Below are 23,151 nucleotides of genomic sequence, written 5' to 3' on the forward strand. Positions count from 1 at the left end.
AGCCTTGCCCATGAAACTGCTGTTCGTCGCCGATCCGCTGTCGACCTTCAACACCTACAAGGACTCCACCTTCGCGATGATGCGCGAAGCCGCCCGTCGCGGCCATGAGCTCTGGGTCTGCGAGGTGCCGGACCTGCTGTGGGTCAGCGGCGGGCGCGTGACCGCGCATGCGGCACAGCGGCTGACGCTGACGCCGGAGGCCGTCGCCAGCCAGGCCGGCACGAAGCTCGCCGTGTGGCACGCGGTCACCGCGACGCAAGACCTGGCCCTGGCCGACGTCGACGCGGTGCTGATGCGCAAGGATCCGCCGTTCGATTCGGAGTTCTTCTACGCCACGCACCTGCTGGAGCAGGCCGAGCGCGAAGGCGCGAAGGTCTTCAACAAGGCGGCCTCGCTGCGCGACCATCCGGAGAAGCTCGCGATCCTGGAGTTCCCGCAGTTCATCGCGCCGACGCTGGTGACGCGCTCGGCGGCGGCGATCCGGGCGTTCCATGCGGAGCACCAGGACATCATCCTGAAGCCGCTGGACGGCATGGGCGGCATGGGCATCTTCCGCGTCAAGGCGGATGCGCTGAACCTTGGCAGCATCATCGAGACGCTGAACAAGAACGGCGCGCAGTCGGTGATGGTGCAGCGTTTCGTGCCGGAGATCGTCAAGGGCGACAAGCGCATCCTGCTGATCGGCGGCAAGCCGGTGCCGTACTCGCTGGCGCGGATCCCGCAGGGGACCGAGGTGCGCGGCAACCTGGCCGCGGGCGGCAAGGGCGTCGCGCAGCCGCTGACCGACGACGACCGCCGCATCGCCGAGGCGCTGGCGCCGGTGCTGGCGGCGCGCGGGCTGCTGCTGGTGGGGCTGGACGTGATCGGCGACAGGATGACCGAGCTCAACGTCACCAGCCCGACCTGCTTCCAGGAAATCATGGAGCAGACGGGCTTCGACGTCGGCGCCGTGTTCATCGACGCGCTGGAAGCGGCGGTCGCCGCAGCGCGCTGATCGCAACGAGGATCTCCGCTCCGGTCACCGACGTGAGCGTGAGCCGCACCGGGACATCGACATGACTTTCGAATTGATCAGCGAGCACGCCAGCTTCGGCGGCGTGCAGCGTTTCCATCGCCATGACTCGGCCGAGATCGGCCTGCCGATGCGCTTCGCGCTGTTCCTGCCGCCGGGTGGCGCGCGGGCGGTGAAGGGGCTGCTGGTGTTCCTGGCGGGGCTGACCTGCAGCGAAGAGACCTTCACGATGAAGGCCGGCGCGCAGCGCAAGGCGGCGGAGCTGGGACTCGCGCTGCTGATGCCGGACACGAGTCCGCGCGGCGAGGCGGTGAGCGCGGTGCCGGGCGCGACGGCGTCGTGGGACTTCGGCGTCGCGGCGGGGTTCTACCTCGATGCGACGCAGGCGCCGTGGGCGACGCACTGGCGGATGGAGAGCTACCTGATGCGGGAGCTGATCCCGCAAGTGCAGGCGGCGCTGGGACTGGACGCGACGAAGACGGGCATCGCGGGGCACTCGATGGGCGGCCACGGCGCGCTGACGCTGGCGCTGCGGCATCCGGGCGCGTTCGCGTCCGTGTCGGCGATCGCGCCGATCGCGGCGCCGAGCCGCTGCCCGTGGGGCGTGAAGGCGTTCACCGGCTACCTGGGCGAGGACCGCGACGCCTGGCCCGCGCATGACGCGAGCGCGCTGTTCCAGGCACAGGAGCGCGCGCCTTATCCGCACGGCATCCTGGTCGACCAGGGCCTGGCGGACAAGTTCCTCGTCGAGCAGCTGTATCCGGAAGCGCTGGAGTCGGCGTGCGCGTCGATCGGCCAGCCGTTGACGCTGCGCCGCCATGACGGCTACGACCACGGCTACTACTTCATCGCGACGGTGATCGACGATCACCTGGCGCATCACGCGCGGCAGCTGGCGGGCTGAACGCTCGATCAGGCGCCGCTGCGCTGCTACTCACGAGGCCGCCATGCGCATCGCCTTGCTGTCCGACATCCACGGAAACCTTCTCGCGCTGGAGGCCGTCGTGGCCGATGCGCGGCGACGGGGCGTCGATCAGATCGTGAACCTGGGCGACATCCTGTCCGGGCCGCTGCAGCCGTTGGAGACGGCGCAGTACCTGATGGCGCAAGACTGGCCGACGATCGCCGGCAACCACGAGCGGCAGTTGCTCGCGATCACGGCGGAGAAGCCGGGCGGGGCGTCCGACCGCTTCGCGCGTGAGCGTCTGGGCGCGCCGGAGCTGGCGTGGCTCCGCCAGTTGCCGAAGACGATGCAGCTGACCGATGAGGTGTTCCTCTGCCACGGCACGCCGCGCAGCGACATCGAGTATTTCCTCGACACGCAGGATGGTCCGCGCTTGCGGATGGCGACCGCGTCGGAGATCGCCGATCGGCTCGGCGAGCAGGCATCCATGTTGGTCTGCTGCGGCCACACGCACGTCCCGCGCGTGCTGCGCAGCGCGCGCGGGCAGTGGCTGGTGAATCCCGGCAGCGTCGGACTGCAAGCGTGGGACGACGACCATCCGATCCGCTATGTCGCGGAGAACGGTTCGCCCGATGCGCGCTACGCGATCGTGGCGCGGACTGCGCAGGGCTGGATGACCGAGTCCATCAGCGTGCCGTACGACCATGAAGCGATGGCGAGCATCGCTTCCAGGAATGGGCGGGAGGATTGGGCGAGGTGGTTGAGGACGGGGTGGGCCTGATTCGCCAAGCACCGCGCTTCACGCTGCCATTGGAACGTTTGCAAACACGAACGCTGCAGGGATCACCAGATCAATGGACTCCAGGCGCAGCGGCGCATCGGCGATGAACTGATGCAGGCTCCACGCGCCATCCGGCCCACGGCGATGAATGTCGATGCGGCGCTTCAGGCAGTCCACCAGCACATACTCTCGCAATGATGGAATCCTGAGGTACTCCTGACGCTTCACGCCGCGATCCTTGGCTCGGGTCGACTTGGAGAGCACCTCGATGAGCAAGAGCGGCGACCGCATCGCCACGTGGTCCGCCGTCAAGGGTTCGCAAGTGACGGATACATCGGGGAAGTAGTAGTTCTGCCCGGCACCTTGCAAACGAAAGTCGGCCATCACCACACGGCATGGCGTATTGAGCAGGTGGAGATTCAACGCGGTGGAGAGATTGATGCAGGTCGTCACGTGGCCGAACGTGGCGCCCGTCATCGTCACGATCCGGCCGTCGATGAACTCGTGCTTGCAGTCTTCGTCCGTGTCCCAGTCGAGGAATTCCTGCGCGGACAGCCTGGGGTCCGGTGCGTCCAGTCCCTTGAATGCCGACGCTACGTCGAGCCGAAGATCGATCGACACCAGTTCGGCCGTCTCGCCTTCGCGCAAGGTCTGCGTCTTCCAGTGACCGTCGCTGTCCCGACGACGGACCTCGATGGAACGCGCCGCCATGTCGACACTGACAAGCTCCCGTACCGTCGGCAATCGCCTGGCGGCGATCGAGCGGCGCACGATGTCCGCGGCGCGCGGCTCGCCACCCACCAACTCGAACACGAGCACTGGAGCGGGCCGGGCCGCGAAGCGCGCTGCGACCATCGCATCTGGATGGATGACGGTGTAGTCGTCGACCACAACCGCCTGCCCTCGAATGAACGACGCGAGGTCCCCGTCGTCGAGATGACGCTTCACCGCCGTCGTGATGTTCACCAGCACCCGGAAGAAGGCCGGATCGCGGGGTGGCAGCGGAAACTTCTTGCCAGCGAGCTCGTGGAGGTCCTCTTGATCGGTCTGCCACTGCAAGAAGTGGTCGGCGGTCATCAGCAGCTCTTTGAATAAGGAGGACATTCACCACTCCTGCAACTTCGTGAGGGAAGGTGGTGATTCTTCGAAGCCTGTCGCCTGACGTCTCTCACCTCAATCGGCATGAAATCCAGGCGCAGTCCCCGATCCAAGGAGACTGGGTGACCGAGATGAGCAGGGCGGTTCCGGATGCTACGGCGCGGGCGCCGGAGAGGCCTCTGGCGGCTCGTCCGCCATCGCCGTCTGGCGATGTCCCGCCGCCGTCTTGTAGCGCTTGACGAACGTATCCACCTCCGCCGGATCGATCACATCCTCCAGGCGGTCGAAACCGTCCGGCGCGCGTTCCTCGACCATGTCGAGGATGTAGTCCAGCCCCTCCTGCCGGTTCAGCTCGACGATGCGCGCGCACATGGGCCGGCGCTCGGCCTCGTAGTGATCGAGCGCCGTCTCCACGCGTGGTTCCTCGCGCAATGCCAGCGCGATCGCTTCGGCGTCGAGGATCGCCTGCGTCGCGCCGTTTGAGCCGATCGGGTACATCGGATGCGCCGCGTCGCCGAGCAGCGTGATGCGGCCGTGCCGCCAGCTCGGCAACGGATCGCGGTCGACCATCGGCCATTCCAGCAGCTGCGTCGCGCTGCCGATCACGCCTGGCACGTCGAGCCATGGAAAGCGCCAGCCGCCGAAGGTCGGCAGCAGATCGTCGATGGAGCCGGGCTTGTTCCAGTCCTCGCGACCCGGTGCGGTCAGGCCGCCGCCGAGGCCGTCCTCGCGCAGGCGCCGGTCGCAGATCCAGTTGATCAGCTGCAGCCCGTCCGGCCGCGGCGGTGCGATCGGATAAACGACGAACTTCGCGCGCCGGTGTCCCGCCTGCACCATCGTCCGCCCATCGAGGAAGGGCTTCGCCAGCGAGGTGCCGCGCCACATCATCATCCCGTTCCAGCGCGGTGCGCCTTCGTCGGGATGGAACTGGCGACGGATCGCGGAATGGATGCCGTCCGCCGCGATCAGCAGGTCCGCACGACGTTGCACGGGTGCACCGCTCGCGTCCGTGCCCAGCACGATGACCGCGTCCCCGTCGTTGCGCGCGCCGGTCGTGCGCCAGCCACTGACGACGCGTTCCGCGCCGAGCCGCGCCACCGCCTCGCGCCACAGCATCAACTGCAGCTCGCCGCGATGCACGCTGAATTGCGGATGGCTGTAGCCGCCGGCGAGTCCGCGGCGGTCCTCGTAGATCGTCTGGCCATGCCGGTTGGCGAAGATCAGCGCCGATGTCGGCACCGCCATCGCCTGCAGCGTCGGCATCAGCCCCAGCCCGTCGAGGACCGCCACCGCGTGCGGCAGCAGGTTGATGCCCACGCCCAGCGGCTTGAGTTCCGCCGTGGCCTCGCAGACGGTCACGCGGTGGCCGTCGCGTTGCAGCGCCAGTGCCGCGGTCAGTCCGCCGATGCCGCCGCCGGCGATCAGGATGTCGAGGGCCATGGGGATCTCCAATCGATCAGATCAGGGTAAGCGAGATAGTTGCGCTATGCAACAGTATCTAAGCTGATCCGGATGAGCCGATCGAAGCTGCCCAACGCCGTCCCAGAGCCGCCCGAGGCGCCGCTGCTGCCCGTTCCCGGCCTGGACTACGGCGTCCTCGACGACCTGCTCGGCTACGCGCTGCGGCGCGCCCAGAATGCGCTCTACCTGGACTTCTACCGGGCGACCGCGGAGCTCGACGTCAGCCCGCAGCGTTTCGCCGCCCTGGTCCTCGTCGGACGCAATCCCGGCATGCGGCAGGGACTGCTCGCGCAGGCGATGGGCCTGCACCGCAGCGGCGCGCTGCGTCTGACGGATTGGCTCACCGGCCGCGGCTGGGTGGAGCGGCGTGACGACGCCGAGGACGCGCGTCGCTGGGGCCTGTTCCTGACGCCCGCCGGCAAGCGGCAGCTCACGGTGCTGGAGCGCCGCGTCCGCGCGCACGACGAGCGCCTGATGAGCCGGCTCGGCGACCGCGCCGCGCGCCTGAAGGCGGACCTGGAGCGCCTGGCGGAGATCGCCACGACGGACGACAACGACCGATAGCGTCGACGGCCGACGACGACAGATGGCGGGGACAGATGGCCGCGACGGATGCCGAAGACAGAGAACGACGACAGACAACAACGACGGAGACAAGCGATGAACGACCTCGATCGGAAGCTCACCCGGCGTGACGCCGGCCTGCTGCTCGGCGCTGCGATGGCCGGACTCGCCGGACCGCTGCGCGCGCAGACCGCGGCGATGCCGCGCATCCTCGTCGGCTTCCCCGCCGGCGGCTCGGTGGACGTCAGTGCGCGGCGCCTCGCCGAAGCGTGGCGCGGACGCCTCGCGGAGAACGTCCTGGTCGAGCAGCGCGTCGGCGCCGGCGGCCGGCTCGCGGTGACCGCGCTGCGCGACGCGCCGCCCGACGGGGGCACGATGCTGGTCAGCCCGTCGTCGATGTTCACGATCTATCCGCACGTCTACCGCAAGCTGGCCTACAAGCCGGAGACCGACGCGATCGCGGTCTCCCCGATGGCCAACGCGACCTGCGGCTTCGGCGTCGGGCCGATGGTCCCGGCGACGGTGAAGACGATGGGCGATTTCGCCGCCTGGGCCAAGGCGCATCCGGAGCAGTCGTCCTACGCCTCGCCCGCGGCCGGCGCGATGCCGCACTTCCTGGGCGACCAGTTCAAGCGCGCCGCCGGCATCACGCTGACGCACGTGCCGTACCGCGGCGCCGCGCCCGGCCTGCAGGACCTGATGGGCGGGCAGATCGCGTCGGGCTGCTTCCTCCTGGGCGACCTGCTGCCCTACGTCGCGGGCGGGCGGGTGCGCATCCTCGGGGTCACCGATCATGAGCGCTCGCGCTTCGCGCCGGAGGTGCCCACCTTCGGCGAGCAGGGCTTCAAGGGCATCATCGGCGTGGAGACCTACGGCCTCTTCCTGCCGCCGAAGACGCCGGCCGCGATCGTCGACAAGGTCTTCGACCTGGTCCGCGTCGCGCTGCGCGAGAAGCAGGTCGTCGAGGGCCTGGCCAAGCTCGGCTGCGAACCGCTGGCGATGCAGCCGGCGGACTACGCGCGCCGGCTCGCGGCCGAACGCACGCAGTGGGGACCGATCGTGGCGGCGTCGGGGTTCTCGTCGGACGATTGAGCGAGCCGCCGCCACGCGAAGAGCGCCAGCGGGATCGCCAGCAGGGACAGCGCGAGCGACAGGCCGCCCGCCGCGCTCCAGCCCCAGCGTTCGACGACCGTGCCCATCAGCGGCGGCCCGAGCAGCGCGCCCGAAGCGCCGAACTGCGTGAGGCGACCGCTGGCGAGCGACAGGCGCTCCGGCGTGCGCGCGGCCAGCGGCAGCAGCGCGAAGACCAGGCTCGGGAACACGCCCGAGGCCGCGTTGATGCCGATGGCGAGCATCGCTTGCCACGAGGCATCGCCCCCGTTCCGCATCACGCCGAGATAGAGCAGCCCTGACGCGCCCAGCGACACCGCCATGCCGACGGCGATCGCGCGCGACAGCGCGCCGTGTCGCCGCAGCAGCCACGCGCCGAGGGCGCTGGCGGGCACATTGGCCAGCGCGGCCGCGGCGGTCCAGGTGCCGGCCGCGCTCAAGGGCATGCCGCCTTGCGTGAGCAGGCTGGGCAGCAGCGCGAGCAGGCCCACCTCCGCGATCGCGTATGCGCCGAAGGCGGCGACCAGCGCCCAGAGCAGCGCGCCGGTCGGCCCCGGCGGATGCCGCGATTCGATGGCGTGCGGGTCGTCGTCCACGCGGATCGATCGCAGCCCGAGCCACAGCAGCACGCCGCCCGCGACGCTGAGCGCCTGCGCGGGCCGCCAGCCGGCCCAGCCCGCCGCGTGCGCATACGCCCACGCGCCGATCGCCATGCCCACCGGGAGGAAGGTGCTCCACAGTGCCATCGCGGCGGCCTGGCGCCGACCCTCCGCCGCGCGGGCGATCAGCACGGGCGCGGCGACGACGATCGCGAGGTAGCCCAGGCTTTCGACCAGCCGCGCCAGCGCGAGCAGGGCCACGCCCTGGGCAAATCCCGCCGCGGTCGCGCCGACCGCGAGCGCCAGTACCGCCGCAGCCAACGCGCGCTTCAGCCCGATGCGCGGGAGCCAACGGCCCGCGACGCCGCCGAGCGTGGCGCCGCAGACCTCCAGCAGCGAGGTCAACGCGGCCATCGCCGCCAGCCCGAGCTGGAGCTCGCGGGCGATCGGCGGCGACAGGGCCGCCAGCTTGCCCAATTGCGCCGCGGCGAACACGCCGCAGAGGTAGTACAGCAGAATCCTCACTTCGATCCCTCGTTTCCGTTCATCCTGAACTTCGACTTCGACTTCGACTTCGACTTCGACTTCGACTTCGACTTCGACTTCGACTTCGACTTCGATCCCTCGTCCTGACTCCTGCCCGCCGCCGCTCCATGAACGACTCGCCGCTGCTCTCCTGCGATGCCCGCCAGCTCGGCCGCAGCCTGCGCCTGTGGCGCACGTTGCGCCGTCTGAAGCAGGGGAGCGTGGCGGCCGAACTGGGCGTGTCGCAGACGACGGTGTCGCGTTGGGAATCGGGACTGGCCGCGCCCTCGCTCGACGAGCAGCAGACCCTGCGCCGGCTGATGGCCGCGCGACTGGACAGCGCCGCCGACTTCGAGCTGGGTCGCCTGGTCGAGCGCGCACCCGGCGCGGTGCACCTGATCTGCGATCTCAGCCATCGTCTGCTGGCGATGTCGCGCGGACGCGAGCGCCATTGCCGTCTGCCACGCTCCGAATTGATCGGACGCGCGCTGTGGTGCTACGCGACGCCGGAGATCGTCGCGCAGGAAGCGCGGCTCGACGCGCTCGGCTGGTACGAGCCGGCGCCCGGCGCGGTCGAGTTCGACACCGGCGCCTCGGTGGAGCAGGACATGCCGATCGTCCCGAGCCGGATGCGCTGGGTGCGCTTCCAGCTGTCGGACGGGAGCTTCGTGCGGCTGACCGAGACGATCTCGGAAGGCGGTCATGCCGCGAGGCTACGGACCGCCTCGCCCGCCGTCCACGAATAAAAGATTCAGCGCGGCCGCAGCCGCAGCCGCAATGACGTCGCCGGACGCAGCGTGATGTTGAGCACCGGCGAAGGCGGCGGTCCATCGGGCACCGGCGCGAGCCGGTGCCGTTGCAGCACCATCGCCGCGATCAGCGTGATCTCCATCAGCGCGAAGTGACTGCCGAGGCACACCCGCGGTCCCGCGCCGAACGGCATCCAGGCGCCGCGCGGGATCTCGCGATGCCCGGACGCGGGATCGAAGCGCTCCGGGCGGAAGGCATCCGGTTCGTCGAACCAGCGGGCATCGCGCTGGATCACGCCCGGCGTCAGCCGCAGCATCGCGCCGCGCGGGAGCCGTAGGCCGGCGATCTCCAGCTCGCCGGTCAGCTGGCGCGTGAACAGCGCCGGCGCCGGCGGGTAGAGGCGCAGCGTCTCCTTGATGCACAGGCTCAGCCATGGCAGCCGCGTCAGGTCCGCCGCCGTCGGCGGCCGGCCGTCGAGCACGGCGTCGACCTCGTCGGCCGCACGCTGCTGTGCCGCCGGATGCGCGGCCATGCACCAGCCCCACCAGGTGAGTGCGGCCGCGCTGGTCTCGTGGCCGGCCAGGAAGGTCGTCATGCATTCGTCGCGCAGCGCCGTGTCGTCCAGCGCCGCGCCATCGGCGTCGCGCAGCGACATCAGCATCGCGAGCAGGTCGTCGGGCGACGGCTCGCCGCGTGAGGCGCAATCGCGGCGTGCGGCGAGATGGCCGCCGATCAGCGTGTCCAGCGCGCGCAACGCGCGGCGCTTGCCGCGCTTCCACGGCGCCCACAGCGGCGCGCTGGCCGGCACGTACATCTCGCCCATCGCGACCTTGCCGAGCTCGTGCACCGCCCAGGACGCCTCGGCGACGACCGCTTCGCCGTCGCCGGTCGAGAACAGCGTGCGCAGGATCACGTCCATCGTCAGCAGTGTCATGAGCTGCTCGAAGTCGATGTCGACGACACCGGCGCGATCGACGCCACCGATGCGGCGCGCCGTTCCCGAGCCGCTCGCCGCCTTGCCGGGAAGGCGGTCCAGCGCGCGATGGGCGGCGTCCACCATCAAGGGCAGAAAGCCCTGCACACGCTGCGGCGCAAAGCCCGGCTGCAGCAGCTTGCGCTGCCGCTGCCAGGCCGGTCCTTCGGCGACGAGCACGCTCTGGCCGTGCGCGTCGGCGAAGACCTGCGTCGCGCGTTCCCAGCGGATCATCCCGTCGTGGCCGGCGATCAGCAGTTCGCGGACCTGGTCGGGATGGAAGAAGTTGAAGTCGTCCAGGCCGAGCAGCCGCTGGTGGACGACGTCGCCGTAGCGCTCGTGCAGCCGCCGCATGTGGCCCAGGTAGTCGCGGCGCATGGACAGGACTTCGGGCAGACCGGCCCAGCGCGGACGCGGACCTGGCACGGTGTCGGGGATCGCAAGGACGTGGCTCATGAGGTCGCATGATTCGTGCGCCGCTCGTGGGCGTCTTGAATCGAAGCGACATCGTCCGGGCTCGTACTTCCCCCGCCGCTGGCCCTCACCCCCACCCTCTCCCGCAAGCGGGAGAGGGAGTCCGACCGGCGCCCTTCTTACCCCCTCTCCCGCTTGCGGGAGAGGGCAGGGGTGAGGGCCAGCGGCCGTGGAAGTACGGAAGCCGCGGGCACCAGCTCGCCGATCGTCGAGCGCCTAGACTGCGACGCATGGACGCTCCCCTGCATCCCGGCACCGTCGCCCGCCTGCACATTCCGCCTCGCGCGCTGGAGGGCTGCCTCTACGCCTGTCTGTGGCGGGACCTGTCGACCGCGGCCGCGAACGGCGAAACCTTGACCGATGCGCAATGCCAAAGCTGGTTTCCCGCGACGCCGCTGTGCGGCCTCAGCTGGACCTTGAGCGGGCGCGTACGCGAACTCGACGTCGGGATGCAGGATGCCGGCGATGGCGATGGCGAAGGCGAAGGCGAAGGTGACGCAGAGCCATGGCTGCCCGCCAGCGTCATCGGCGGTCCGCGTGGCGGCCCCAAGCGCTTCCAGGCAACGCCCGACTGCCGGGCGTTCATGGTCGCGATCCGGCCGGAGGCGCTGCAGGCCATGACGGGCATCGATCTCGCGCTGCTCAAGGACCGCATGCTGCCTTTGTCGTTCATCGACGATCCGGCGTGGCGCGCGCTCGACGCCGCGATGCTGAGCTGCCGCGACGAGCAGGAGGCCCGCCGCACGCTGGAGGACTTCCTCCTGCCGCGCTGGCGCGCCGTGCGCGACGAGGTGCTGTCGGAGGATCCGCCCCCGCGCGGGTACGCCGGCTGGATGCAGCACCTGGCGCTGCGCGCGATCGCGGCGGGTCATGGTCGCAGCGTCCGGCAGGCGGAACGTCGCATCAAGCAATGGAGCGGCCAGAGCCTGCGCGCGCTGCGTGTCGTCAGCCGCGCCGAGGCCGCCTTCCAGCAGGTGCGCAAGCTCGACGAGGACGAGGGCGCCGTGATCTGGAGCGCGCTGGCGCAGGACCACGGCTATGCCGACCAGGCGCACCTGTGCCGCGAGACCCGCCGGCTCAGCGGCTTCAGCCCCGAGGAGCTGCGCCGCCGCGTCGCGCAGGACGAAGCGTTCTGGGCCTATCGCGTCTGGGTCTGACCTATTACTCCCTCTCCCGCTTGCGGGAGAGGGTAGGGGTGAGGGCCAGCGGCGGCGGAAGTGCGGAGGCTCTTCGCGCCATCGAGGACAATCGCTGCCATGGCTGTCCTTTCCCTCTCCAACGCCCACCTCGCTTTCGGCCACGTGCCGCTGCTCGACGGCGCGAATTTCTCCCTCGAAACCGGCGACCGCGTCGGCCTGATCGGTCGCAACGGGACCGGCAAGTCCTCGATGCTGAAGGTCCTCGCGGGCATCGAAAAGCTCGACGACGGGCTGCTGCAGCTCGAAAAGGGCCTGACCAGCGTCTACGTGCCGCAGGAGCCCGAGCTGCGCCCCGAGGCCACGATCTTCGACGTCGTCAGCGAAGGCGTCGCCGAAGCGAAGGCGCTGCGCGAACGCTACGAGGCGCATGACGAGAACGACGACCTCGGCTGGGTGCAGGAGCGCATCGAGCAGATCGGCGCCTGGAACTGGGAGCAGCGCGTCGACGAGACGCTGCACCGCCTGGACCTGGACGGCGGACGCAAGATCGGCGAACTCTCCGGCGGGCTGAAGAAGCGCGTCGCGCTGGCCCGCGCGCTGGTCGCGCAGCCCGACGTGCTGCTGCTCGACGAACCGACCAACCACCTGGACCTCGACGCGATCCGCTGGCTCGAAGAGCTGCTGAACGGCTTCAAGGGCTCGCTGCTGCTGATCACCCACGATCGCGCCTTCCTGGACAACGTCGCCAACCGCATCGTCGAGCTCGACCGCGGCCAGCTGCGCGGTTATCCCGGCAACTTCGCCGCGTTCCAGGCGGCCAAGGCCTACGAGCTGGAAAACGAGGCGCTCGCCAACGCCCGCTTCGACAAGATGCTGGCGCAGGAAGAGGTGTGGATCCGCAAGGGCGTCGAGGCGCGCCGCACGCGCAGCGTGGCCCGCGTCCAGCGACTGCACGAGATGCGCAATGAACGCCAGGCCCGCCGCGACGTGCAGGGCAAGGTGCGGCTGGACGTGGCCACCGGCGACTCGAGCGGCAAGATCGTGGCGGAGCTGGAGAACGTCTCCAAGCGCTTCGGCGATCGGGTGATCGTCGACGGCTTCACCGGCACGATCCTGCGCGGCGACAAGGTCGGCCTGATCGGCCCGAACGGCGCCGGCAAGACGACGCTGCTGAAGATGATCCTCGGCGAGCTGCCGCCCGACAGCGGCGCGGTGCGCCTGGGCACGAAGATGTCGGTCGCCTACTTCGACCAGATGCGCGACGCGCTCAACCTCAACGCGACGCTGGCCGACACGATCAGCCCGGGCAGCGAGTGGATCGAGATCGGCAACCAGCGCAAGCACGTCAAGAGTTACCTGAGCGACTTCCTGTTCTCGCCGGCGCGGGCGGAATCGCCGGTGTCCAGCCTGTCCGGCGGCGAACGCAACCGGCTGCTGCTGGCGCGTCTGTTCGCCCGGCCGGCCAACGTGCTGGTGCTGGACGAACCGACCAACGACCTGGACATCGAGACGCTGGAGCTGCTGGAGGAACTGCTGGCCGAGTACGACGGCACCGTGTTCCTGGTCAGCCATGACCGTCGCTTCCTGGACAACGTCGTGACCTCGACCATCGTCAGCGAAGGCGGCGGCAAGTGGCGCGAGTACGAAGGCGACATCGAGGACTGGCTGCAGCAGTCGCAGCGCGCCGCCGAGATCAAGGCGCGCCAGGCGCCGGCCGCCGCGCCGACCCCGGCCCCTGCACCGGCGCCCGCACCGGCTCCGGTCGTCGCCACGAAGCGCAAGCTCAGCTACAAGGAACAGCGCGAGCTGGACGAGATCCCCAAGCAGATCGGTGCGCTCGAGACCGAGCAGAAGCACCTGCAGGCGCTGCTCAACAGCACCGAGCTGTACCAGCAGGGCGCCGGCCGGATCACCGAGGTGACCAACCGCGCCGCGGAGATCGACGACGAACTGTTGACGCTGATGACGCGGTGGGAGGAGCTTGATGCCAAGTGAAGGACGCTCGCCGAACGTCTGAACCGCTTGGGGCGATGTCGCACTGATCCCCCCTTTGCCAAGGGGATCGCGATGTTCAAGACCGTGGCTGCGGCGGACGCCGCGCAAGCAATTCATCCGCAGCCCTGCGCGGCCGAGGACGGGCCGCTCGCCGGTGACAGCAGGGACGTGCACGGCGGCCGGCAGATCGCCGGTGGCCGCTGCAACCAACGCGTGGAGCACCAAGGCGGCGCGCTGTTCGTCAAGGACGCGTACTTGTCGGCACCGATCGTTGCGGACGACTTCGGCGTCAAGCTGGAGCGATCGACGCTGAAGGTGCCAGGGCATCCAGGACCGGTACTGGCATCTGAACGCGGCGGGGTTCTTCTCGATTCGGTCACCGTGGTCGGCGACATCGTCTGCGGCGGGACACTTGGCTTCTCGGCCCGCGACGCCTCGGTGAAGGGCGACATTCACACGACGCAGTTCTGCCCGGAGAAGAATGTGCACATCGAAGGACGAGTCCGCGTCGCCGCCGCGTCGACCCTTGTCGGGTCCGGATGTCATGTCGATGCGATGGAACTGAGCCCTGCGGCCAGTTATCCGGACTTCCCACCCAATCTCTGTCTGTTGCCGGGAGCGTCGGTCGGGCGTGTCGAATGTCCCATCCCGGGGACGCGGATCCTGTTGGGGCGCAACGCTTCGATCCGGGAGGTGGTGGGTGGGACGAACGTGAAGCTCTCGCGCTCGGACTCGCTCCAGGGTGAGGATGACGGAAGCTGCCCGATCATGTCGGCCTGGAGTTTTGGCAGGCGCCCGATGGGCTTGCCTCCCGAACCACCGAAGTGAGCCACCGCAGTGCCGGGATGCACGAGCGACTGCTCGTGCCGATGCAGCGCTGGCGTGCGGCTCTGGGGCGCATCGCCTGCCAGAACTTCGGATCCTGGGAGGTCGCGAGGCGGATGCGCCTCAGTCATGCCGCCACGCCGGCGGCGCGGACGCTCAGCAGCGGACGACGAGTTCGCCCAGGCCCTCATAGCGCGCGGTGACCGTCGCGCCTTTCGCGAGCTTGGTCGCAACGCGCCACGAACCCGTCGTGACGACGCTGCCCGCCGGCACCGTCAGCCCGCCGCGCGTCGCGGTCTGAAGCCAACCGGCGACGACCCAGGCCGGGTCGTTGAGGCCGTGACCGCCGACGCCGCCCATCGGGGGCTGGCCTTCGACGATCAGTTCGCAGGGCTGGTTCGCCCAGTCGTGGCCCGGCTTCCACGCCTGCCACGGACCCAGCGCCAGCGCGCCGTGCGTCTGCGCGTCGGCCAGGCGCAAGGTGTTGTCCGCCGCCAGGCCGCGCTGCCAGCGCGAGCCCAGCCATTCCACCGCGACGCACATCGCGTCGATCAGGTGCTCTGCCTGACCGGGCACCAGCGCCGCGGCCATCTCCGGGGTCACGTCTTGACCGAGGCGCAGCGCGATCTCCGCTTCGGCGCCGACCAGCGTCAGGTCGCCGAAGTCACCGCCGTTGCGCAGGCCGCGTACTTCGCGCGCGCGCAGCGGCGGCAGCGGCGAACTGCCCAGCGCCCCTTCGCGCGACGAGCCGCCGCACTTCCAGAACTGCACCCGGCCCGGCGGCAGCCAGTCGAGCCGCCTGGCGAGCTCGGCCTGCGCCGCGTAGGCCGCGGCCTCGTCGGGCAGCGACCACGCGGTGTCGTCGAGCAGGGTGTCGGCGGTCCAGGCCTCGGCGAGCGCGGCACCGAGGTCGGCGGGGGAGGAGGAGCTAGGGATCGTCATGAGCGCGGATCTTAGGCGCCGTCGCTAGGATGGGCGCGACAACAACGTACACACGCCGTCCGCGCGATGCGGGACGCGCCCAGGGAGGTTCCCCGATGATGATCCGCTCCTTGCACGCGGGTGGCGCCGCGGTGCTCGCATGGGCCGCGCTGCTCGGTGCCTGCGCCCCGCAGCCGCTCAACCCGTTCGGCCGTCCCTACGACACCGACAACGTGCTGAAGCCCGGCGCGATCGGTGGCTGCAAGGGGCCGCACGATGTCGCGCCCTACCTCGAGTTCGGCAGCGACACGATGTACCCGGCGACCCACCTGATGAACGGCAACGACGCGAATGTCGTCGTGATGTTCAAGGTCGACGCGCAGGGCCGCGTGGAGCCGTTGACCCTGGCCGAGGGGCCGAACCGAACCTTCATCACCCACGTTCACGTGGCGATGAAGGACTGGCGCGTCCGACCCGCCACGCTGCGCGGCGAGCCGGTCGCCGTGATCTGCACGCGGCGGCAGGGCTACCGGCTGATCGGTCCCTGGGCGCCGGTGCGCGACGAGGACGATCGCCAGTGATTCCGCGACTCAGCGCCTGAGCGCCTCCCGCGCCCGCTCCAGCGCCTGCCAGAACTTCGGATCCTGAGAGGTCGCGAAGTTGATGCGCATCAGCGTGCCCGGCGTGCGCGTCGGGCTGAACAGGATGCCGGGTGCGATCAGCCAGCCCTGGTCCATCAGCGCGGGCGCCAGGCGCTCGGTGTCGGCGCCCACGTCGACCCAGCCGAACAGACCGGCCGGCGTCGCGGCGAAGCGGCAGCCGGCGTCCTCGGCCAGCCGCACGCAGCGTTGACGCGCGGACACCAGTCGCGCCGCGATCCGTTCCGCGTGCTTGCGCAGCAGGCCCTGCTCCAGGCACAACGCGACCGCGCGGTCCATCAGCGGGCTGGTCGTCAGCGAGGCCAGCAGCTTCAGGTCGGTCAGCCGCGCCATGCGTTCCGGGCTCGCCGCCACGAAACCGACGCGCCACGCCGGCGACAGCATCTTCGAGAAGCCCGAGACGTAGATCGTGCGCCGCAGCTGGTCGAGCGCGGCCAGCCGCGGCGCGTGGTTGGGCGCGAACAGCGCGTAGGTGTCGTCCTCGACGATCAGCAGGTCGTGCGCGTGCGCCAGCTGCAGCACCTGGTGCGCATGCGCCAGGTCCAGCGTCGCGCCGGTCGGGTTGTGCAGCACCGACACCGTCACGTACATGCGCGGCCGGTGTTCCTCGATCAGCCGCCGCATCACCGCCATGTCCGGCCCGTGCGCGCCGCGCGGCACCGGCAGCAGCCGCATGCCGGCCTGGGACAGACGCGCGTATTCGATCGCCCAGCCCGGGTCGTCCACCAGCACGGCGTCGCCCGGCTCCAGGAAGGCGCGTGTGATCAGGTCCAGTCCGTGCGTCGCGCCGACGGTGCTCATGATCTGGTCCGGTGCCGCCTGGACGGCGATGTCCAGCAGCCGCCGCGACAGCGCGCGCCGCAGACGCTCGTCGCCGAGCGGCTCGCCGTAGCCGGACAGCAGCGCGTCGTCCGCGTTCGCCGCGAGCCGGCGCAGCGTCGATTGCAGCAGCCCCAGGTCCAGCCATTCCGCCGGCAAGGTGCCCAGGCCCGGCGAGCGCCGCGCATCCGCCTGGAACATGCCGCGGATCAGTGCGCTGGCGTCCACCGGGGGCGGCAGTGGCGCGGGGGCGACGTCGTGGGCGACCGTCGCCCGGGGCGGCGGCGTCCGGGTTTCGCGAACGAAAAACCCACGCTTCTTGCGCGCCTCCAGCAGGCCCTGCGCGAGCAGCTGGTCGTAGGCCGCCACGACCGTGTACGGACTGACCCCGTGGTGCCGCGCGCAATCCCGCACCGACGGCAGCCGCGCCCCCGGCAGCAGCAGGCGCTGCTGGATCCGCGCCGCGAAGCGCTGCGCCAGCTGCTGCGCGAGCGGCTGGCTGGCGTTGCGGGAGAGGGCGACCGGAGCGACATTCGCGCTGTTGGGTGCGCTCATGCCGGCGTTGGCTGTGCTGGTGTCCATGCCGATACAGATCATGCGGTGGTATGGCGCAGTGTATTGGTCCTGTGCTGGTCGACCCCTTAGACTGGTCCGCTCAACCGGAGACAATCCCCATGAACCGCAGTCCCTGGACGCAGGCCCGCCGCGCGGCGCGCATGAACCCGTCCATCATCCGAGAGATCCTGAAGGTCACCGAGAAGCCGGGCATCCTGTCCATGGCCGGCGGCCTGCCCAGCGCGGACACGTTCCCGGTGGAAGCCATCAAGACCGCCTGCGACCGCGTGCTGACGCACAACGCCAAGGAGGCGCTGCAGTACGCCGCCAGCGAGGGCTTCGCGCCGCTGCGCGAATGGGTGGCGGCCAAGGTCGCGACGCTGGGGATCCAGGCCTCGCCGGACCAGGTGCTGATCACCAGCGGCTCCCAGCAGGGCCTGGACCTGGTCGGCAAGCTGCTGTGCGACGCGGGCGCGCCGGTCGCGGTCGAGACGCCCACCTACCTCGGCGCGCTGCAGGCCTTCACGCCGTACGAGCCGATCTTCGCCAGCCTTGCCAGCGATGACGAAGGCCCGCTGCCCTCGGCCATCGAGGCCCTGCCGCACGACGCGCCGGGCACGCGCTTCGCGTATCTGCTGCCGAACTACCAGAACCCGACCGGCCGCGTGATGAGCGCCGAGCGCCGCCAGGCCGTGGTTGCCGCCGCCCGCAAGGCCGGCGTGCCCATCGTCGAGGACAACCCCTACGGCGACCTGTGGTTCGACCAGGCGCCGCCGGCCTCGCTGAGCTCGCTGTGGCCCGAGGGCAGCATCTACCTGGGCTCGTTCTCCAAGGTGCTGACGCCGGGCTTCCGCCTGGGCTACATCGTCGCCCCGACCGAGCTGTACCCGAAGCTGCTGCAGGCCAAGCAGGCCGCCGACCTGCACACGCCGGGCTTCAACCAGCGCGTCGTGCACGAGGTCATCAAGGGCGGCTTCCTGGACGAGCACGTGCCCAAGATCCGCGCCCGCTACAAGGCCAACCGCGACGCGATGGCCAAGGCGCTGGCGGAATCGCTGCCGCCCGGCTGCGAATGGCAGACCCCGGAAGGCGGCATGTTCTTCTGGATCCGCCTGCCCGAGGGCCTGGACGCGATGGCGCTGCTGCCGCGCGCGGTCGACGCCGGCATCGCCTACGTGCCGGGCGCCGCGTTCTACGCGCACCAGCCTGACACGCGCACGCTGCGCCTGTCGTTCGTGACGCTGACGCCGGACCTGATCGCCGAAGGCGTCGACAAGCTCGGCCGGGTGCTGCACGAGGCGCTCGCGCTGACGACCGCCGAGACGGCGCCCTGATCGACGAGCCGTCACCGACCCCGCCCGGGGGTCGGGGCTTGTCCCCTGTTCCCGTCACCCGTCACCGCCCCGTCACTGCCTCGTCAGGCGGGACGGATCGACTCGCCCTGTTTTTCCGAGGTTCCGCATGTCCGAACTCCGCCGCTTCGTTCAAGTCGATGTCTTCACCGCCGAGGCGTTGAAGGGCAACCCGCTGGCCGTCGTCATCGACGGCGCGGGCCTGGACGAGGCCACGATGGCGAAGTTCGCCGAGTGGACGAATCTCTCCGAAACGACCTTCCTGCTCCCGCCCACGCATCCCGAGGCCGACTACCGCGTCCGCATCTTCACGCCGGGCGGCGAACTGCCTTTCGCGGGGCATCCGACGCTGGGCTCCTGTCACGCGTGGCTGTCCAGCGGCGGGGATCCCAAGCGGCCCGGCGAGGTGGTGCAGGAATGCGCCATCGGTCTGGTGCGCATCCGCCGCGACGGCACGCGGCTGGCGTTCGCCGCGCCGCCGCTGCGGCGCGAAGGACCGGTCGAGCCGGCGCTGCGCGAACAGGTGGCGCGCGCGCTGCGCGTCGCCGACGCGGACCTGCTGGACGTCGTCTGGGTGAACAACGGCCCCGACTGGATGGCGGCACGGCTGGCCTCGGCCGAGGCGGTCCTCGCCCTCGAACCGGACTACGTGTCCATGGGGCGACTCAAGCTGGGCGTTGTTGGCGCTTATCCTGCGGGCTCGCCGCTGCAGTTCGAGGTGAGGGCCTTCGTGCCCGGCCTCGGTCCTGCCGAAGACCCGGTGACGGGCAGCTTGAACGCGGGTCTGGCACTATGGCTGCAAGGCGCCGGTCTGGCGCCCGATCGCTATGTGGCCGCCCAGGGCGCCGCCCTCGGGCGTGCCGGCCGGGTGCATGTGGCGAAAGAGGGCGGACATTGCTGGATTGGCGGCGATGTCACGCCGTTGATCCACGGTCAGGTGAGGTTGTAAAGCCATGAGCATGGAAGTCGATCATCTCGTTGTCGCCGCGAACACCCTCGAGGAGGGCCGCGCCTGGTGCGAACGCGTCCTCGGTGTGTCCCCTCAGCCCGGTGGGCGCCATGCGCTGATGGGCACGCACAACCTGCTGCTCAACATCAGCGGGCCGCCGACCTATCCGCGCTGCTACCTGGAAATCATCGCCATCGACCCGGAGGCCCCGGATCCGGGCCGGCCGCGCTGGTTCGACCTGGACCAGCCGGCCGTGCGCGAACGCCTGAAGCAGGACGGTCCGTCGTTGCTGCATTGGGTCGCGCGCGTGCAGAGCCTGGACGCCACCTTGGCGACCTGGGCGGGTGAGGGCATCGACGCCGGCGAGGCGGTCGAGGCCGCGCGGGGCGACCTGAGCTGGCGCATCGCCTTGCGCGAAGACGGTCGCCGCCTGCGCAAGGAAGGCCTGCCCGTGCCGATCGAATGGAAGGGCGACGCCCATCCGACCGACAAGCTGCCCGAGAGCGGCGTGCAGCTGCTGAGCTTCGAGGCCCGCGACGGCCTGCGTGCGCAGCTCTCGACGCCCAAGGGCACGGTCGAACTGGAGGCGATCGAGGGCACCTTGTCCGATGCGCCGACGGGCCATGGAGACCTCGAATGACGTGTCGCCGAGGTCCCGCCGGGGCGCTGACAAGCATCCGATGAGCACGCTGGATCTCTTCCGTGAGGACGCGCAACTGCGCGAATGCGAGGCGACGCTGCTGCGCGTCGACGAGCGCGGTCTGCTGCTGAACCGCACGGTGTTCTATCCGCAAGGCGGCGGTCAGGCGGGCGATGCCGGCGTGCTGACCTTGCCGGGCGGGCGGGAACTGCGGATCGTCGACACCCGCAAGGGCGAAGGCGGCGAGATCCTGCACCTGCCCGCGCCGGACCAGGACCTGAGCGGACTCGACGCCGGCACGGCGGTCACCGCGCGCATCGACTGGGCGCGCCGGCATGCCCACATGCGCTTCCACACGGCGACGCATCTGCTGTGCGCGCTGGTGCCGCATCCGGTCGACGGTTGCTCGATCACGGCGGGCTATGCGCGGCTGGACTTCCACGTGACCGAGGCGCTCGACAAGGACGCGCTGACGGCCGGCATCGCCCGGCTCGTCGCCGAGGCGCATCCGGTCGGCCACCGCTGGATCAGCGACGAGGAACTCGACGCGAATCCGACCCTTGTGCGCAGCATGAGCGTGCAACCGCCGCGCGGCACCGGTCGCGTGCGCCTGCTGGCGATCGATGGCGTCGACCTCCAGCCCTGCGGTGGGACGCATGTCGCCAACACGTCGGAGATCGGCGCGGTGGTCGTCACGAAGATCGAGAAGAAGTCGGCCAGGACGCGCCGCGTCGTGCTGGGCTTTGCGCCCGCGGACCCGGTGGCGACCGCCACCCCGGCATGAGCGGACTTCGCGTGCTCGGACGCGCTGCGTCCATCAACGTCCGCAAGGTGTTGTGGACCGGTGTCGAACTGGGCCTGGACCTGTCGCGTGAGGACGTCGACGTGAAGGCGGACGCGTTCCGCCGGCTCAACCCCAACGCGATGATGCCGGTGCTGATCGACGATGACGCCGCGGCGCCGGTATCGGCGTCGGCGTCGGCGACGGAAGCAGCGGACGGTCAGCCGTTCTCGATGTGGGAGAGCAACAGCATCTGTCGCTACCTCGCTCATCGCGCTGGGCGCGTCGACCTGCTGCCCGACGAGCCCCGCCAGCGCGCGTTGGTCGAGATGTGGATGGACTGGCAAGGCGGTGAGCTGAACAACAGCTGGCGCTACGCGTTCATGGCGACGGTGCGCAAGAGCGCGCAGCACCAGGACGCCGCGCAGATCGAAGCCGGCATCGCGAACTGGAACCGGCACATGGCGATGCTCGACGGGCAACTCGCGCGCTCCGGCGGGCCCTTCGTGCTCGGCGGGACGTTCACGCTCGCGGATGTGGTGCTCGGCCTGTCCGCCCATCGTTGGCGGGCCGCGCCGATCGCGCATGCGGACCTCCCCGCTGTCGAGACCTGGTACCAGCGACTGCTGACGCGTCCCGGCTTCGCCACGCACGGCCCGGCCGCCGGTCCTTGATGGGTGCCTCTAGACGCCGCACTTGATCGCCGGGACGGTCTCGCTACACTCGCCCGCTGTGGACACCCCTGAGATACGACTGATCTGCCCCGATTCGCCCACGTTGTGGGAAGAAGCGCGCGTGATCATGCGCGAATACGCGCAGAGCCTGGCCGTCGACCTGGATTTCCAGAACTTCGACGAGGAACTGGCCTCGCTGCCCGGCGAGTACGACGCGCCGCAAGGCGCGCTGCTGCTGGCACTCGTCGACGGCCAGATCGCGGGCTGCGGCGGCTTCCGGCCGATGACCGATTCCGATTACGCCAATGCCTGCGAGATGAAGCGCCTGTTCATCCGCCCCGCGTTCCGCCGCTTCGGCCTGGGCCGCACGATGGCGCAGGCGCTGATCGATCGCGCCACCACGGCCGGCTACTCCAGCATGCTGCTCGACACGCTCGATGACATGGAAGCGGCGCGCGATCTGTACGAGAGCCTCGGCTTCGAGGAAATCCCGCCGTACTACTTCAATCCGATCGCCGGCGCGCACTACCTGAAGGTCGATCTGGACTGATCCGACGATGCCGTGGCCCCGACCGGCCTGTTCGCCGGCAGGGGGATCGGTTTCGTCGGGTTACGGGCATAGCATCGGGGCATGAGCTCACAGCCCCACGCCGCTTCGACGACGTCCTCGGACGACTTCTTCCGCCTCGAGCCCGCATCGCTGACGCCGGCGCTGCTCGGCGAGTCGCCGTTCTGGCATCCATTGGAGCAATGCCTCTATTACGTCGACATCCCGGGCAAAGCGTTGTTCCGGCTCGACAACCGCGCGGAGACGCCGACCCGCTGGGCGCTCAACGACGAGCCGGGCTGCGTGGTCCCGCTGACCGACGGCAAGCTGCTGATCCCGCAGCGCAACGGGCTGTGGCGCTTCGATCCGGCGACCGGCGCGTATGAAAAGCTGCTCGACCCGCCCTACGACGCGTCCAAGCGCCGCTTCAACGACGGCAAGGCCGATGCGAAGGGGCGTCTGTGGGTCGGCACGATCGATGACGCGCGCGAGCCGGAGTCGGCGCTCTACTGCCTGCGCGACGGGGCGTTCGAACAGGTCCTGGACGGCATCACCGTGTCCAACGGCCTGGCCTGGAGCCCCGACGGTCGCACGATGTATTGGGCCGACACCAAGGCCCATGAGGTCTACCGGTTGAGCTTCGATGCCGACACCGGCACCGTCGGCGCGCGTGAGACCTTCATCAGCTTCGACAAGCGCGCGCCGGAGCAGCCGCTCGAGACCTACGGCGGCCGGCCGGATGGCGCGGCCGTGGACGTCGAGGGCGCCTACTGGATCGCCATGATGGAAGGGCAGCAGTTGCTGCGGCTGTCGCCGTCGGGCGAGGTGCTCACGCGGGTCGAGCTGCCGGTGCGCTGCGCCACCATGCCGACCTTCGGTGGTGCAGACATGTGCACCCTTTTCGTCACCACCGCACGGGAAAAGCGCAGCGAGGCCGAACTCGCCGCTCAGCCCTGGGCCGGCTGTGTGCTGAAGATGCGGGTGCCGGTGGCGGGGTTGCCGGTGCAGTTCGCGCACTGGGAAGACTGAGCCGACTGCGCCTGG

At 70.0% G+C, this 23,151-nt stretch carries 23 protein-coding genes; 17 read left to right on the plus strand and 6 right to left on the minus strand.

Annotated features, from left to right (window positions below; translation table 11 throughout):
* Positions 1-10 precede the first annotated feature (10 nt).
* The 3 genes from gshB (at position 11) to AC07PR_RS23395 (ending at position 2,697) form a co-directional block, all read left to right on the plus strand.
* Positions 11-994 carry a glutathione synthase gene (gene gshB, locus AC07PR_RS23385; protein ID WP_377158368.1) on the plus strand — a complete coding sequence of 328 codons (984 nt, stop codon included), beginning with the start codon at positions 11-13 and terminating at the stop codon, positions 992-994.
* Between the two features lie 61 nt (positions 995-1,055).
* Entirely contained in the window at positions 1,056-1,916 is an 861-nt protein-coding gene (fghA, locus tag AC07PR_RS23390; protein WP_495136733.1) for an S-formylglutathione hydrolase, read from the plus strand.
* A gap of 43 nt (positions 1,917-1,959) precedes the next feature.
* On the plus strand, positions 1,960-2,697 hold the full coding sequence (locus tag AC07PR_RS23395; protein WP_495136734.1) for a metallophosphoesterase family protein: 738 nt from the start codon (positions 1,960-1,962) through the stop codon (positions 2,695-2,697).
* A gap of 18 nt (positions 2,698-2,715) precedes the next feature.
* Here AC07PR_RS23395 and AC07PR_RS23400 read toward each other — a convergent pair whose 3' ends face one another.
* Together AC07PR_RS23400 and AC07PR_RS23405 are read right to left on the minus strand one after the other, a co-directional pair.
* Positions 2,716-3,801, minus strand: coding sequence for a Uma2 family endonuclease (locus AC07PR_RS23400; protein ID WP_495136735.1), 1,086 nt, complete (start codon positions 3,799-3,801; stop codon positions 2,716-2,718).
* Positions 3,802-3,948: 147 nt separating this feature from the next.
* Positions 3,949-5,235, minus strand: a complete 1,287-nt coding sequence (locus AC07PR_RS23405) for a flavin-dependent oxidoreductase (RefSeq protein ID WP_495136736.1) — start codon at positions 5,233-5,235, stop codon at positions 3,949-3,951.
* Between the two features lie 72 nt (positions 5,236-5,307).
* Here AC07PR_RS23405 and AC07PR_RS23410 point away from each other — a divergent pair, with 72 nt between their 5' ends.
* Together AC07PR_RS23410 and AC07PR_RS23415 are read left to right on the plus strand one after the other, a co-directional pair.
* Entirely contained in the window at positions 5,308-5,820 is a 513-nt protein-coding gene (locus AC07PR_RS23410) for a MarR family winged helix-turn-helix transcriptional regulator (protein WP_495136737.1), read from the plus strand.
* 96 nt (positions 5,821-5,916) lie between these two features.
* The gene (locus tag AC07PR_RS23415) at positions 5,917-6,912 is read left to right on the plus strand and encodes a Bug family tripartite tricarboxylate transporter substrate binding protein (protein ID WP_483108540.1); all 996 of its coding nucleotides are present in this window, start codon (positions 5,917-5,919) and stop codon (positions 6,910-6,912) included.
* On the opposite strand, the gene AC07PR_RS23420 is transcribed toward AC07PR_RS23415, so the two are convergent.
* Positions 6,834-8,054, minus strand: a complete 1,221-nt coding sequence (locus AC07PR_RS23420; protein ID WP_495136738.1) for an MFS transporter — start codon at positions 8,052-8,054, stop codon at positions 6,834-6,836. The genes AC07PR_RS23415 and AC07PR_RS23420 overlap by 79 nt on opposite strands.
* 128 nt (positions 8,055-8,182) lie before the next feature.
* Here AC07PR_RS23420 and AC07PR_RS23425 point away from each other — a divergent pair, with 128 nt between their 5' ends.
* Entirely contained in the window at positions 8,183-8,800 is a 618-nt protein-coding gene (locus tag AC07PR_RS23425; RefSeq protein ID WP_377158356.1) for a helix-turn-helix domain-containing protein, read from the plus strand.
* 5 nt (positions 8,801-8,805) lie between these two features.
* Here the strand turns inward: AC07PR_RS23425 and AC07PR_RS23430 are convergent, their stop codons facing one another.
* Positions 8,806-10,233, minus strand: coding sequence for a cytochrome P450 (locus AC07PR_RS23430; protein ID WP_495136739.1), 1,428 nt, complete (start codon positions 10,231-10,233; stop codon positions 8,806-8,808).
* Positions 10,234-10,481: 248 nt separating this feature from the next.
* On the opposite strand from AC07PR_RS23430, the gene AC07PR_RS23435 reads away from it, so the two are divergent.
* From AC07PR_RS23435 to AC07PR_RS23445, 3 genes are all read left to right on the plus strand, one after another.
* A complete protein-coding gene (locus AC07PR_RS23435; protein ID WP_495136740.1) occupies positions 10,482-11,408 on the plus strand; it encodes a helix-turn-helix domain-containing protein in 927 nt (308 codons plus the stop codon).
* Between the two features lie 99 nt (positions 11,409-11,507).
* Positions 11,508-13,385 (plus strand): ATP-binding cassette domain-containing protein, encoded by a 1,878-nt coding sequence (locus AC07PR_RS23440; RefSeq protein WP_431101284.1) that lies wholly within the window; start codon positions 11,508-11,510, stop codon positions 13,383-13,385.
* 72 nt (positions 13,386-13,457) lie between these two features.
* Positions 13,458-14,213, plus strand: coding sequence for a hypothetical protein (locus AC07PR_RS23445; RefSeq protein ID WP_495136741.1), 756 nt, complete (start codon positions 13,458-13,460; stop codon positions 14,211-14,213).
* A gap of 153 nt (positions 14,214-14,366) precedes the next feature.
* Here the strand turns inward: AC07PR_RS23445 and AC07PR_RS23450 are convergent, their stop codons facing one another.
* The gene (locus tag AC07PR_RS23450; protein WP_495136742.1) at positions 14,367-15,152 is read right to left on the minus strand and encodes a fumarylacetoacetate hydrolase family protein; all 786 of its coding nucleotides are present in this window, start codon (positions 15,150-15,152) and stop codon (positions 14,367-14,369) included.
* Between the two features lie 95 nt (positions 15,153-15,247).
* Between AC07PR_RS23450 and AC07PR_RS23455 the strand changes: the two genes are divergently transcribed.
* A complete protein-coding gene (locus AC07PR_RS23455) occupies positions 15,248-15,712 on the plus strand; it encodes an energy transducer TonB (RefSeq protein ID WP_495136743.1) in 465 nt (154 codons plus the stop codon).
* A 9-nt stretch (positions 15,713-15,721) separates the two neighbouring features.
* Here AC07PR_RS23455 and AC07PR_RS23460 read toward each other — a convergent pair whose 3' ends face one another.
* Positions 15,722-17,164, minus strand: a complete 1,443-nt coding sequence (locus AC07PR_RS23460) for an aminotransferase-like domain-containing protein (protein WP_495136824.1) — start codon at positions 17,162-17,164, stop codon at positions 15,722-15,724.
* 119 nt (positions 17,165-17,283) lie between these two features.
* On the opposite strand from AC07PR_RS23460, the gene AC07PR_RS23465 reads away from it, so the two are divergent.
* The 7 genes from AC07PR_RS23465 to AC07PR_RS23495 all read left to right on the plus strand — a co-directional run bounded on the left by AC07PR_RS23465 (position 17,284) and on the right by AC07PR_RS23495 (position 23,136).
* Positions 17,284-18,498 carry an aminotransferase-like domain-containing protein gene (locus AC07PR_RS23465; RefSeq protein ID WP_377158350.1) on the plus strand — a complete coding sequence of 405 codons (1,215 nt, stop codon included), beginning with the start codon at positions 17,284-17,286 and terminating at the stop codon, positions 18,496-18,498.
* A 127-nt stretch (positions 18,499-18,625) separates the two neighbouring features.
* A complete protein-coding gene (locus tag AC07PR_RS23470) occupies positions 18,626-19,465 on the plus strand; it encodes a PhzF family phenazine biosynthesis protein (protein ID WP_377158348.1) in 840 nt (279 codons plus the stop codon).
* Between the two features lie 4 nt (positions 19,466-19,469).
* Positions 19,470-20,105, plus strand: a complete 636-nt coding sequence (locus tag AC07PR_RS23475) for a VOC family protein (RefSeq protein ID WP_377158347.1) — start codon at positions 19,470-19,472, stop codon at positions 20,103-20,105.
* A 40-nt stretch (positions 20,106-20,145) separates the two neighbouring features.
* Positions 20,146-20,889, plus strand: a complete 744-nt coding sequence (locus tag AC07PR_RS23480; RefSeq protein ID WP_495136744.1) for an alanyl-tRNA editing protein — start codon at positions 20,146-20,148, stop codon at positions 20,887-20,889.
* On the plus strand, positions 20,886-21,560 hold the full coding sequence (locus tag AC07PR_RS23485) for a glutathione S-transferase C-terminal domain-containing protein (protein ID WP_495136745.1): 675 nt from the start codon (positions 20,886-20,888) through the stop codon (positions 21,558-21,560). Before AC07PR_RS23480 ends, AC07PR_RS23485 begins: the two co-directional genes overlap by 4 nt.
* 58 nt (positions 21,561-21,618) lie before the next feature.
* Positions 21,619-22,110 carry a GNAT family N-acetyltransferase gene (locus AC07PR_RS23490; RefSeq protein WP_377158342.1) on the plus strand — a complete coding sequence of 164 codons (492 nt, stop codon included), beginning with the start codon at positions 21,619-21,621 and terminating at the stop codon, positions 22,108-22,110.
* A gap of 81 nt (positions 22,111-22,191) precedes the next feature.
* Entirely contained in the window at positions 22,192-23,136 is a 945-nt protein-coding gene (locus AC07PR_RS23495) for an SMP-30/gluconolactonase/LRE family protein (protein WP_495136746.1), read from the plus strand.
* Positions 23,137-23,151: the final 15 nt, after the last annotated feature.

The sequence above is a fragment of the Roseateles sp. GW821-FHT09H11 genome, assembly GCF_059415845.1.

What these genes read in the sequence shown, in the direction of transcription:
- AC07PR_RS23425 (WP_377158356.1), top strand. Translation starts at nt 8,183, where the DNA reads ATGAACGACTCGCCGCTGCTCTCCTGCGATGCCCGCCAGCTCGGCCGC.
- AC07PR_RS23440 (WP_431101284.1), top strand. Translation starts at nt 11,508, where the DNA reads ATGGCTGTCCTTTCCCTCTCCAACGCCCACCTCGCTTTCGGCCACGTG.
- AC07PR_RS23465 (WP_377158350.1), top strand. Translation starts at nt 17,284, where the DNA reads ATGAACCGCAGTCCCTGGACGCAGGCCCGCCGCGCGGCGCGCATGAAC.
- AC07PR_RS23455 (WP_495136743.1), top strand. Translation starts at nt 15,248, where the DNA reads ATGATGATCCGCTCCTTGCACGCGGGTGGCGCCGCGGTGCTCGCATGG.
- AC07PR_RS23485 (WP_495136745.1), top strand. Translation starts at nt 20,886, where the DNA reads ATGAGCGGACTTCGCGTGCTCGGACGCGCTGCGTCCATCAACGTCCGC.
- AC07PR_RS23445 (WP_495136741.1), top strand. Translation starts at nt 13,458, where the DNA reads ATGTTCAAGACCGTGGCTGCGGCGGACGCCGCGCAAGCAATTCATCCG.
- AC07PR_RS23395 (WP_495136734.1), top strand. Translation starts at nt 1,960, where the DNA reads ATGCGCATCGCCTTGCTGTCCGACATCCACGGAAACCTTCTCGCGCTG.
- AC07PR_RS23480 (WP_495136744.1), top strand. Translation starts at nt 20,146, where the DNA reads ATGAGCACGCTGGATCTCTTCCGTGAGGACGCGCAACTGCGCGAATGC.
- AC07PR_RS23450 (WP_495136742.1), bottom strand. Translation starts at nt 15,152, where the DNA reads ATGACGATCCCTAGCTCCTCCTCCCCCGCCGACCTCGGTGCCGCGCTC.
- AC07PR_RS23495 (WP_495136746.1), top strand. Translation starts at nt 22,192, where the DNA reads ATGAGCTCACAGCCCCACGCCGCTTCGACGACGTCCTCGGACGACTTC.
- AC07PR_RS23400 (WP_495136735.1), bottom strand. Translation starts at nt 3,801, where the DNA reads ATGTCCTCCTTATTCAAAGAGCTGCTGATGACCGCCGACCACTTCTTG.
- AC07PR_RS23460 (WP_495136824.1), bottom strand. Translation starts at nt 17,164, where the DNA reads ATGAGCGCACCCAACAGCGCGAATGTCGCTCCGGTCGCCCTCTCCCGC.
- AC07PR_RS23435 (WP_495136740.1), top strand. Translation starts at nt 10,482, where the DNA reads ATGGACGCTCCCCTGCATCCCGGCACCGTCGCCCGCCTGCACATTCCG.
- AC07PR_RS23475 (WP_377158347.1), top strand. Translation starts at nt 19,470, where the DNA reads ATGAGCATGGAAGTCGATCATCTCGTTGTCGCCGCGAACACCCTCGAG.
- gshB (WP_377158368.1), top strand. Translation starts at nt 11, where the DNA reads ATGAAACTGCTGTTCGTCGCCGATCCGCTGTCGACCTTCAACACCTAC.
- AC07PR_RS23405 (WP_495136736.1), bottom strand. Translation starts at nt 5,235, where the DNA reads ATGGCCCTCGACATCCTGATCGCCGGCGGCGGCATCGGCGGACTGACC.
- AC07PR_RS23470 (WP_377158348.1), top strand. Translation starts at nt 18,626, where the DNA reads ATGTCCGAACTCCGCCGCTTCGTTCAAGTCGATGTCTTCACCGCCGAG.
- AC07PR_RS23415 (WP_483108540.1), top strand. Translation starts at nt 5,917, where the DNA reads ATGAACGACCTCGATCGGAAGCTCACCCGGCGTGACGCCGGCCTGCTG.
- AC07PR_RS23410 (WP_495136737.1), top strand. Translation starts at nt 5,308, where the DNA reads ATGAGCCGATCGAAGCTGCCCAACGCCGTCCCAGAGCCGCCCGAGGCG.
- fghA (WP_495136733.1), top strand. Translation starts at nt 1,056, where the DNA reads ATGACTTTCGAATTGATCAGCGAGCACGCCAGCTTCGGCGGCGTGCAG.
- AC07PR_RS23430 (WP_495136739.1), bottom strand. Translation starts at nt 10,233, where the DNA reads ATGAGCCACGTCCTTGCGATCCCCGACACCGTGCCAGGTCCGCGTCCG.